This is a genomic window from Novipirellula sp., assembly GCF_041583735.1.
Taxonomy (GTDB): domain Bacteria; phylum Planctomycetota; class Planctomycetia; order Pirellulales; family Pirellulaceae; genus Novipirellula.
Map to the genome: position 1 here is coordinate 1 of NZ_JBFHFD010000312.1, position 9,567 is coordinate 9,567.

General features: G+C 57.4%; 5 protein-coding genes. All 5 read right to left on the reverse strand.

Annotation, left to right across the window (positions count from 1 at the left end):
• On the reverse strand, positions 1-461 hold a 461-nt coding region (locus ABX962_RS20785), incomplete at its 3' end, for a HEAT repeat domain-containing protein (RefSeq protein WP_372721933.1).
• Positions 462-708: 247 nt separating this feature from the next.
• Positions 709-5,871: an MG2 domain-containing protein gene (locus ABX962_RS20790; RefSeq protein WP_372721935.1), complete on the reverse strand. Its 5,163-nt coding sequence runs from the start codon at positions 5,869-5,871 to the stop codon at positions 709-711.
• Positions 5,868-6,410 carry an RNA polymerase sigma factor gene (locus ABX962_RS20795; protein ID WP_339946187.1) on the reverse strand — a complete coding sequence of 181 codons (543 nt, stop codon included), beginning with the start codon at positions 6,408-6,410 and terminating at the stop codon, positions 5,868-5,870. Before ABX962_RS20795 ends, ABX962_RS20790 begins: the two co-directional genes overlap by 4 nt.
• Positions 6,411-6,751: 341 nt before the next feature.
• Positions 6,752-7,675 carry a 16S rRNA (cytosine(1402)-N(4))-methyltransferase RsmH gene (gene rsmH / locus ABX962_RS20800; RefSeq protein WP_372721937.1) on the reverse strand — a complete coding sequence of 308 codons (924 nt, stop codon included), beginning with the start codon at positions 7,673-7,675 and terminating at the stop codon, positions 6,752-6,754.
• A 320-nt stretch (positions 7,676-7,995) separates the two neighbouring features.
• Positions 7,996-8,922 carry a sugar phosphate isomerase/epimerase family protein gene (locus ABX962_RS20805; RefSeq protein ID WP_372721939.1) on the reverse strand — a complete coding sequence of 309 codons (927 nt, stop codon included), beginning with the start codon at positions 8,920-8,922 and terminating at the stop codon, positions 7,996-7,998.
• Between the last annotated feature and the right edge of the window lie 645 nt (positions 8,923-9,567).

Below are 9,567 nucleotides of genomic sequence, written 5' to 3' on the forward strand. Positions count from 1 at the left end.
CGTTTCAATCGAGGCGGCGCGGCCTCGGCCGTTTTTTCAAGTGACTCGATCGCATTGGCTGCCGCTGGGCCAATCTCTGCCAACGCCCACACCGCGCGTTCTCTCGCCGGCAGGTACATCGAATTCAGCACGCATGACTGCAATGCATCGACCGCGGTGGCCGCTTCCATTTTCAATCGGCCCAGCATCGTTGCCGCCCAGTAACCGATCTCGCCATCTTCGCTGTGAAGCAGCAATTCGGCGAGCGAATCCACATCTGCGGGCGTCGGCGTGACAGCTTGGCTGAGCGCTTCGGCGGCCCACATGCGAACGTCGTCGTCCGAGTCGCCTGCGAGCTGGACGCATTGCACGGTAACGCCCGTCACCGCATCCTCTTGATGCGAAATTTTTCGTAGCGTCGCAACACGCTGGTCAACACTATTGCTGGCCAATCCAGTGGCCCAATCGATATTTGCACTCATTCCCCTGCCCTCCCTCTGCAGCGATCGCGTTGACGGTCAAACGTACGAAGATCCGTCGAAAGAGCCGAGTTTTTGGCAATGTATACGACGAGCCTCAGACGATACCGGGTTAGCAAAAACGTTCAGTTTCACGCAAGAGCAAGTTCGATCACACCGCATATGCAAGCAATGCAATGGCAGCGCATTCCGTAGGGTCGGTCCACTACGGTCGAAGGTGGCAGCGGACCTACGTCCAATCCAGCAAGACTCAGCGGATTTCGACCACCATCGGTTCGGTCCACTGCTTTTGCTCGGCGGTGTAGTACAAGTACGCTCGCGACGCCGGCCCGGTGTATTTGCCCGGAATCGCGGCGGTCACACCAAACTCGATCTCTTTGACCGAGTCAGGCTCGACGGTCCGCCAATAGAAAATCACCTCGCGTCCGTTAAGCTCGTAGAAGTCAAACCGCCCTGCCTTTTTCAGTTCGTCCAACCGCTCGATTTGCGGTTCCAAACCGCCAGGCAGTCCGACGATCGCGACCGTCATCGGTTGGCCTTTGTTGGTCGTGTTGACCAGCGACGCCTTGACCGTCAACGAATCGCCTGCCGCGACGTTGCCGTCCTTGTCAAACTGACCGGCCAATTTCGTGGTCACTTTCACGGGACACGTGTCATCGGATTCCGGCGTGGTCGCGTTGTAAGAAACGTCCACGGTGTACGACAGATTTTTCACCCCGTCAGCCTGCAGTGTCAGTTCAACCGAATCGGATTCGCTGAGCTTCGCTGCGATCGCTTGCCCCAGTCCGGCAATCTCGACCGCCGACCCGCTACGGATGTCCTGGGGAATTTGTGTCTGGCCAATCACCTTGCCATCGAGCAACACGCTCAATACCGCACCAGCGGCACTGGCGTCTTGGTGGTTGGAATGCGTGATCAACGCCTTCAACGCCAACACGGTCGCTTGCGTTGACCCGAACCCGCCATTGCCAGTTCGGTTGGCACGAATCCATTTCGCTGCCCCATCGGCGTTGGATTCGTACTTCGCAGCCTTGCTCCATGCCAACACTGCCAATGCGGTCGTTTCCATCTTTTTCGACAACCCGCCGCTGGACACGACCGTCGTCGCTCCTTCCAAATGACCGTCTTCCTGTTGCAACTGCGTCAAGCGATCAAGCAGTTTACGCCCCTCCTTGTTCCGGTTGACGTTCATCAGCGTCGCAGCGGAGAGCGAGATCAGATAAGGATCATTTGACGAATCGGCCACGCGAGCAAGTTGGTCGAGCTCGTCCTTCAATTCATTCGCCGTTCGTCGCGACTGTCCCGCTGCAACATCGGCCTCCGAAAGAGCCCATAGCACGTACGCGTTGACGATTTGCTGCTGCACCGACCAGACATGCAGATGGCGTGGATTCCGTTTAAAACCCCCTTTGCCATCGCGACGGCTCATCAACCAGACTCGCGTTCGCGTGATCATTTCTTCGCTGACGTCCATCACCTTGGTCATATCGTTGAACTGCATCAATCCGAATGCAGACAACGCTTCGTGCCCTGGATCGTTGCCGAACCATTCGTAACCCCGTTTTTCGCACTCAAAGCTAGTCAGTTTCCCATAGCCTCGTTCGAGCATTCCCATCGCTCGCTGGGCGAATTCGGGATTGGCAGATTCCGACTTCTGCATGTACAACAGCGCCATCGTGTTGGGGTAGTTCGTTGCCGACGTTTGCTCGAAACACCCATGCGGTTCTCGCAAGATACTGTCGATTCCGGACATCACGTCCGCGACCGGCGACGGATACGCTCGCACGGCAACCGCCAGCGAACCGTCAACAAAATCAGCGGGGATCGATAGTGGCACCGCTGCTTGATCACTCAAACGTCCTGCGATCGAGACGTTCACCGGGTATCCCGCCGGTGCGATGTGCAGCGTCCGGCGGATGGAATCTTGCAGCGATTCAGTGCTGCCGCGAATTTCGACCATTGCGTCCTGTTCCGCGGAGCCCGCCAACACGTTGAGCGACATCAATTCGCGACGTCGCTCGCTCGCAGACAACGACAGGGTGCGGCTCGTTTCACCAAGTGGTTGGAGTGCCGAATCGGTTTCGATCGACATCCCTACATTCATGTCCGCCTTGGTCGCATTGATCACTGCGACCGGTAAATCGATCCGATCGCCGGTGGTCACTTCCAGCGGCATCTTGGGTTCCATTTGGAAAGGCAACCGTGATGTCACGGCGCCCGCAAACGATCCGATTCGGCCGCTGGTGGCGTGCGCATCAACGCTGACTCGAAACGTGGTCACCGAATCGGACAAGTCAAATCGGATCGACGCACGTCCTTCGGAATCGGTGATCAGAAGTGGTTGCCAGTACAGCGTTTCGGCAAAGTCTTCGCGGATCTCAGGGTCGCCCACGACATGGCGATGAGCGTACTGGCGAACCGGAAAACGAAGTTCGTCCAACAACTGAGACGCCAACGAATCGGCGTCCAATCCGCGAGCCGCCAACAATCGTTTCAAGTCGTCTGCGGTCAGAGAGTCGGTTTCAAACATCGCACGACTTTCGTCGAACTCGTGACGGTATTTTTCACCGAACCCGCCTCCGCCCATCGACGCCGCTTGGTTGCCAATTGCATTCTTGTTGCGATCGTCGCGTTTTGATTCAACGAGGCCGTTCTGTGCCGCTGGTGCGACCGCTGGCATTTCCATCTCCATGCCATCTTCCATAAACATTCCTTGGGCGGCGCTCTTTCCTTCGTTCGGCGCCGAGGATGCTGCGGGGGCCCCTTCGGCGGCTGCTGCATCCGCAGCAACCGATGCTCGTTCGCTATACTCCCGCGCCCCACATCCATAGACGAACAAGGATGCCGTCGCCAGCAATAACAGACTGGCGAAGCGAGCACTCGAAGCACGACGCATTCGCACCGCGATCGAGATCAACCAAAGCAGCACAATCATCGCCATCAGTATCCTCATCTGAAACAGCACTATTCGCCACGCTGCCGACACCGCCTCGCGGTACCGCGTCCACTGTTGAGCTTGATGTCCGTTAGTTTGAAAGCTCGCCTGAGTCGCCGACAACCGGTCGCCATCAAGTTCTAGCAGTCGCACTATCTGTTCGCGGTAATCGACGTTGGGTTGATCCGACGATCCGCTGACAAAGCGTCGCCACCCCTGCGTGCCCAGTAGCAAGTCAACCGCGTCGGCCGCCTCGGCACTGTCACTCATGTAGAAATTTGCATGCTCGAGATCCTCGGGCTTTTGAATCTCGCTGGTCAACAAGAAATGAGTTCGCAGATTCGGCCGTTCGGTGTCATCCAAACGCAGTGCCGCATCATCGACCACGGCAACGCCCAGCACCGCCGGTGTCGGCTCACCTGTTTCGTCACGCACTTGCAGCGTCAACCGCGTCGACTCGCCAGGCGATCGATCGAGCCCCTCGGCGGATTCGACGATCTCGATTTGCAATTGATGTTCCTGACGACAAAACACAAGTCGTTCCACCAGCGGCAAGGCTGGCGTTTTGTTGGCATCCAGCACGGTCACTCGCACGACCCCGCTGGTCCGTTTACCCACCGGAATCGACATCGAGTTGGTTCCCGGTGTCAGTGTCACGGTTTGTTCGTTGACCAATTGGCCTCGGCACACCGCTCGCACCAATACGTTTCGCTGCACCGTGCTGCGAACTTGCATCGTGATCGGTTCGCCCGCGTCAAAGACGCCGACGCCGGTATCGATCACAGGCAACTCCTTCACCACCGCGGGCAACCTGACCAAATTGTGCACGTCGATGGGCGAACTGACTCGCAATGAATACCGCTCGCCACGCTTGGGAACGAATTCAAACCGGCCCATTCCATCGCGAGTCGTTTCCAGCGTCGCCGCTTGGTGGCCATCGCGAGTTTGCACTTCGCCTTTGATATCGATCGGTTCGCCGAGCGAGTTGCGAGCGACAAAGTAGACGCGGTTTCGCAGCCCATCGACCAAATAGCCGCCCTCGGGATAAAACTCGACGTCGACTCGCCCCAATTGAATCGGGATCGTTTTGACCTTGGTTTCTTGCGTTCCGCCGTCATCGATCACGACTGCCAATTGGCCAGCACCTTTGCGAATATCGGTTGGCAATTTGAACGAGATGGCGTAGCTGCCTGAGTCCGTTGTCTCTGCGGCTTCTTCGAAAATCACCTCGTCGTCGACTTTGGCAACGATCGCCACGGAAACGTTAGACAACATGCCTCCCTCGGCCCGCTCGGCCTTGAAATCGGCTTCCACGGTATCGCCCGGTCCGTAGCTGCGTTGGCTAAATTCCAGTTCTTTTTTGAATCGCGGCACTCGGTACGCACGCACTTGGAACTCGCGACGTTCTTCGGGAAAGAACCCATCCAAACTTTTCGCTACCAATGTGTACGATCCTCCGGGCGCGGATTGCGGGATCGTGAACGCCCCGTTACCGACCGCTCGCTCGGTCAATCCTTCGCTAAACATTCCTGCCACCGCAGCACCACTGGGGTCGATCAATTCGTAGCGGATCGGCACGTCCACCTTGGGACGAAACGAAGTGCGCTCAAGCGTCAAGGATCGAAAGTAAACGGTTTCGCCGGGGCGATAAACGGGACGATCGACGGTCAAGTAAGTCAGGCAGCGTGTCGGTTCCAGTGGCACCATGACACTCGATTCGGAGCGTATGCCGTTGGCCGATGTGGCTTCGACGCGGAGTTGTGCTTCACTGGGGATCACCAGGTCATCGGGCAAGACAATTTTGCCAACGCCAAGATGGTCTGTTTCTGCAACCCCGGAAAACAGCGTCACGTTGCGTGCTAGAACCGAGAACGACAACATCGCCGGAGTGACTTGAAATCCACTGACACTCGATACAGATCCGTCGAGCTTGGTCGTCTTGACCAGAAACTCGTTGGACGCGTTTGCACGGTCGAGCACTTTGGCTTCGATGCGTACCGCTGCGATTGGTTTCACAGGCAGTTCGGAAAATTGCAACCAACCAACGACGAAAAATGCCAACAGTGCAGCGAGTCCCGCGACCAACGTCGGCGTTAGCCAGACCGATGTCGATTTCCCTGTAGCGGAAGGGCGCGAGCCCTCCGGTTCGTTGCCTCGCGTTCCAATGTGCGGCCCGGAGAGGCTTTGCGCAGCATTGCTACCAGTTTCCTGCGGCCGGGCGGCTTGTGCCGCACCGCTAGAATGAGAGGCTGCGGTTATCGCCGTCGGCTCTGTTTGGACGGGCAACTTTGCGGCGTCGGCGATGTTGCTCGCCAATTTCAGCGTGTTGGCCCACTCGGCGGCAACGTCGGCATCGGACACGATCGCGTTGCGAAGCGCGGTCGCTTCGGATTCGTCCAGCAGATCGTAGTGCAGCTCCAACAACGCCTGTCGCAATTCGTCTTTATCTTTGTATTGATTATTTAGATTCGTATTCATGATTGGCCTCCCACTGATTCGCGCAGCTGGCGGATGGCGATTCGCATTCGCGTTTTGACGGTTCCGATCGGCAATGACATCGCTTCGGCAATCTGCTCGTAGGTCATGTCACCGTTTTGGCGAAGCAGAAAGACCTCGCGTTCTTCTTCGCGAAGCCGGAGGACTTGGGCCTGCAGCACCGAGAGCTGTTCGTCTCTCAGCAGTGCGGCGTCGGGTGAGTCGGCGGTCGAGACCATTTCGGTTTCCTCCAAGATTGGTTGTCGCCGCCGATTCCATGCGGCTTTGCGACAATCGCGGCCGGTGTTCAGTGCAATGCGAAACACCCAAGCCCTCAAATTCGAGACCTGATCCATCTGTTGTCGATGCCGCCAACACTTCAGGAACGTTTCCTGCAGCGCATCGCGAGCGTCTTCACGATTTCCGACCAAATAGAACAGCGTCCCGATCAGTTCTCCGTGCGCATCGGCAAACTGGGCCTCCAATCGCGATCGGAGCCGTGGGTCGAGCGTGTCATCAGAACTTGCGGGCGTTGATTCCATGGGTCTAAAGATAAGACGAGCCAGCCCATGGCAGGGATTTCAAAAGAAAAAAAGATTTCCCGTAGCGGAAGACGCCGCCAGTTATTCTTCTGACGGTCCTCAGTAGCGAAACTCGCGCGAGAGTTTCGGGATAATCCCCAAACCACAACAAAAGTCTTGACGACTTGTTGATTTAGTGAGCCGTGACGCGTCAGCGGCCGGGTCCCGCGCGCCACCCGGTGCCTTACGGCCCACGGCTCACTGTTGCGATTTGCATCTGGATTAAATCAACAAGTCGTTGACGACTTTCGCTTGCGGGATTTGAGGGTGCTTGATGACAGGCTGGAAGCCAATTTCACATTTTATCGTCGGCGGGCGACCCGCAGTTTGGCACTGCGGCTGCGGGCATTGTGCGCCACCTCGGATTCGGTAGGCCGCAGCGGCTTTTTCGTCAACACTTCCCAGCGATCGTCGTCCCGGAACGCGTTTTTCACGATCCGGTCCTCAAGCGAATGGAAACTGATGATCACCATTCGGCCACCCGGTGACATCCAATCCGGAGCGTCTCGAAGCGTCCGCTCTAAAATCCCAAGCTCGTCATTCACGGCAATTCGAAGTGCCTGGAACGTCCGCGTAGCTGGGTGAATGTCGTGATTGCGGCTGCGAGGCACACAGCGGCGACAGATTTCGACCAACTCGTTAACCGTGCTGATCGGTTGCCGCTCGCGTTGTTTTGCCACGATCGCTCGAGCAATCCGGCGACTGAAACGCTCTTCGCCGTATTGGTAGATGGCGTCGGCGATCTGTTTTTCGTCGTGCTGCGCCAACCAACGACTCGCGGGAACGCCGTTTTCTGGGTCGAATCGCAGATCCAGCGGCCCATCGACGGTGTAGCTAAAGCCTCGGTTGCGATCGGCCAATTGGTCACTCGACAAGCCGAGATCCAACACCATCGCGTCGGCGCTCGTCAGATCAAATTGTTCGAGCGCCTTAGCGGCCTGCTCATAGCTGGCCAAGAAAACGGTCAGCCGAGGGTCGTGCGTTTCGCTTTCCACGCGTGCACTGACCGCAGGATCACGGTCCAAACCGATCACGCGAACGTCGGCGCCCTCGATCGCTTCGAGTAACAACCGCGAGTGACCGCCGCCACCGTACGTTCCATCGATCACCACCTTGGGCGGCGTTTGGGCCACCTCGGGATTGGCGACCCAATACACCACCTCGTCTGGCATCACCGAGACGTGACACGTATCGATCTCGCTCGGCTCAGCTTCTTCGTTGGACAACGTCTCTTCCTAGCGTTCGGTTATAGGTGCATGATCTAGCCGAACGATTCTACAGGATCGCGAGAACTATCCAACGGGATTGACGCGGACCGAGCCGTAGCGAGACGCGTGAACGGCTTGTTGATTTGTTGAGCCGCGACGCGTAAGCGGCCGGGTCCCACGCACGACCCGGTGCCTTACCGCCCACGGCTCACCGTTGCGATTTGCATTTGGACCATATCAACAAACCGCGAAGAGTTTCGGCGAGCATAGCAACACGGAACGAAAGTCTTGACGACTTCCGCTACGAAATGGAACGATTGGCGGGGCTTTCGGCCGGCTCAGCCGACGGACTCGTTGCACTGCAGCGCCTTGTCCAAATTGCGGCTCACTTCCTTCAAACGATCCAAATCGCCACCGCCGACTTCGGCTGCCAACCATCCAGTGAACTTGATATCTCGCAGAGCCTGCTTCACGCTCGGCCAATCGATATCGCCTTCGGTGATCTTGGTGAACTTGCCCGTTTCACGCGAAAAACCTTTGATGTCGAGCTTCTTGATTCGCTTGTCGAGCGTGCGAATCCAGGCCGCAGGGTCACCAAATTTCCAGTGGTTGCCGATGTCAAACTGGGCACCCACCCAAGGCGAGTCGAAATCGTCGATGAACGCGGCGAAGGCGTCGGCGGTCTGGTCCGTCCCGCCATTGGGATCGTAGAACATTTCGTTCCACACGTTTTCCATCAAAATCGAAACGCCCAACTTCTCGGCGTCCGGAAGTGCTTGACTGATATTATCGACCGCTCGCTTGTAGCACTCATCGGCCGTTCCGTCCGAACCACGTCCAGGAACCAACAGCATCGTGTCGGCACCGACGGCAGCGGTTTGTTCGAGTCCCTTGCGAAGACTCGCTAGCGCTTTGGCTCGCGTCTCGGGGCTGGCGTCGGTGTGACGCACGCCCCAGTGATCGGCACCGACCGTACCGTCGATGATCAACCCGGTTTCTTTCGCTGCCGCGTTGGCTTCGTCGACATCAAAACCAGGTGCGTTCAATTCGACGCCTTCGAAACCCGCTTCTTTTGCCGCAGCAAACTTTTCAGTCAGCGAGCCTTTGACGCCGATCATGCCAATTTTGAGCGTTTTGCGGAGCCAAGGTTTATCGGCAGCTTCCGCAGCGGCGGCTGTCCATGGTCGCATCATGGCCAAGCCCGCGACCGAGGCCGCACCGAGTTGCAAGACTTGACGACGTGGGGAGAGCGTTTGTTTTTTCATGGCGGGAGTATTCACTCGCAGAGCAGAGGTGGGATTCGGGGTGAAGGTCGCGGCCCATTGTAGCCGGAATCGGACCATCTGCGGTTGGTGACCCCAACGATTTGCTGCGAATCCAAGTAACAACTCATTAACGCCCCTTGTGCGAAAACAATCGAGCGATCTCAGCCCAATGCGTCAGTTTTGAAGTTGCGTGTTTGTATTTAGGGGCAAAGCCCCGGACGTTTACTTAGCCTAGCCCAACGGGCTGGGACCAAGAAAACCAATGGATTGTAGGGCCAACGGTCCGGCCGTTTGCTGGGACTTTGGCCCGAAGAACCTCTAAACGCGCAATTTCAAAACGCGTGAGCGAGGGAATCACGGTCTTGCCCTGGTCCCTCGCTGACGCGTCGGGTTGGGACTTACGCCCGACGGCATAAACGCGAGCGGCGTTGGGTCCGTAGCGAAAGTCGCAGAGACTTTCGGCGCTGTTGTTGGGGTGGACGTGGGCTGGTGACAGGCTGGAAGCCTTTTTGTACCCCACAACTCATGTCGAGCGAATTGTCGCCATATCCCGATAGGGATTCAAGCAATTAGCCGTAGGTAAGCGGAGCGCCACCTACGGACTCCAGCGTTCGACTGCGGTTTTGACCCTGTAAGGGTCACAGC

Bases quoted from the DNA above. Each gene is read 5' to 3' on its own strand.
- ABX962_RS20805 (WP_372721939.1), bottom strand. From the start codon at position 8,922: ATGAAAAAACAAACGCTCTCCCCACGTCGTCAAGTCTTGCAACTCGGT.
- ABX962_RS20795 (WP_339946187.1), bottom strand. From the start codon at position 6,410: ATGGAATCAACGCCCGCAAGTTCTGATGACACGCTCGACCCACGGCTC.
- ABX962_RS20790 (WP_372721935.1), bottom strand. From the start codon at position 5,871: ATGAATACGAATCTAAATAATCAATACAAAGATAAAGACGAATTGCGA.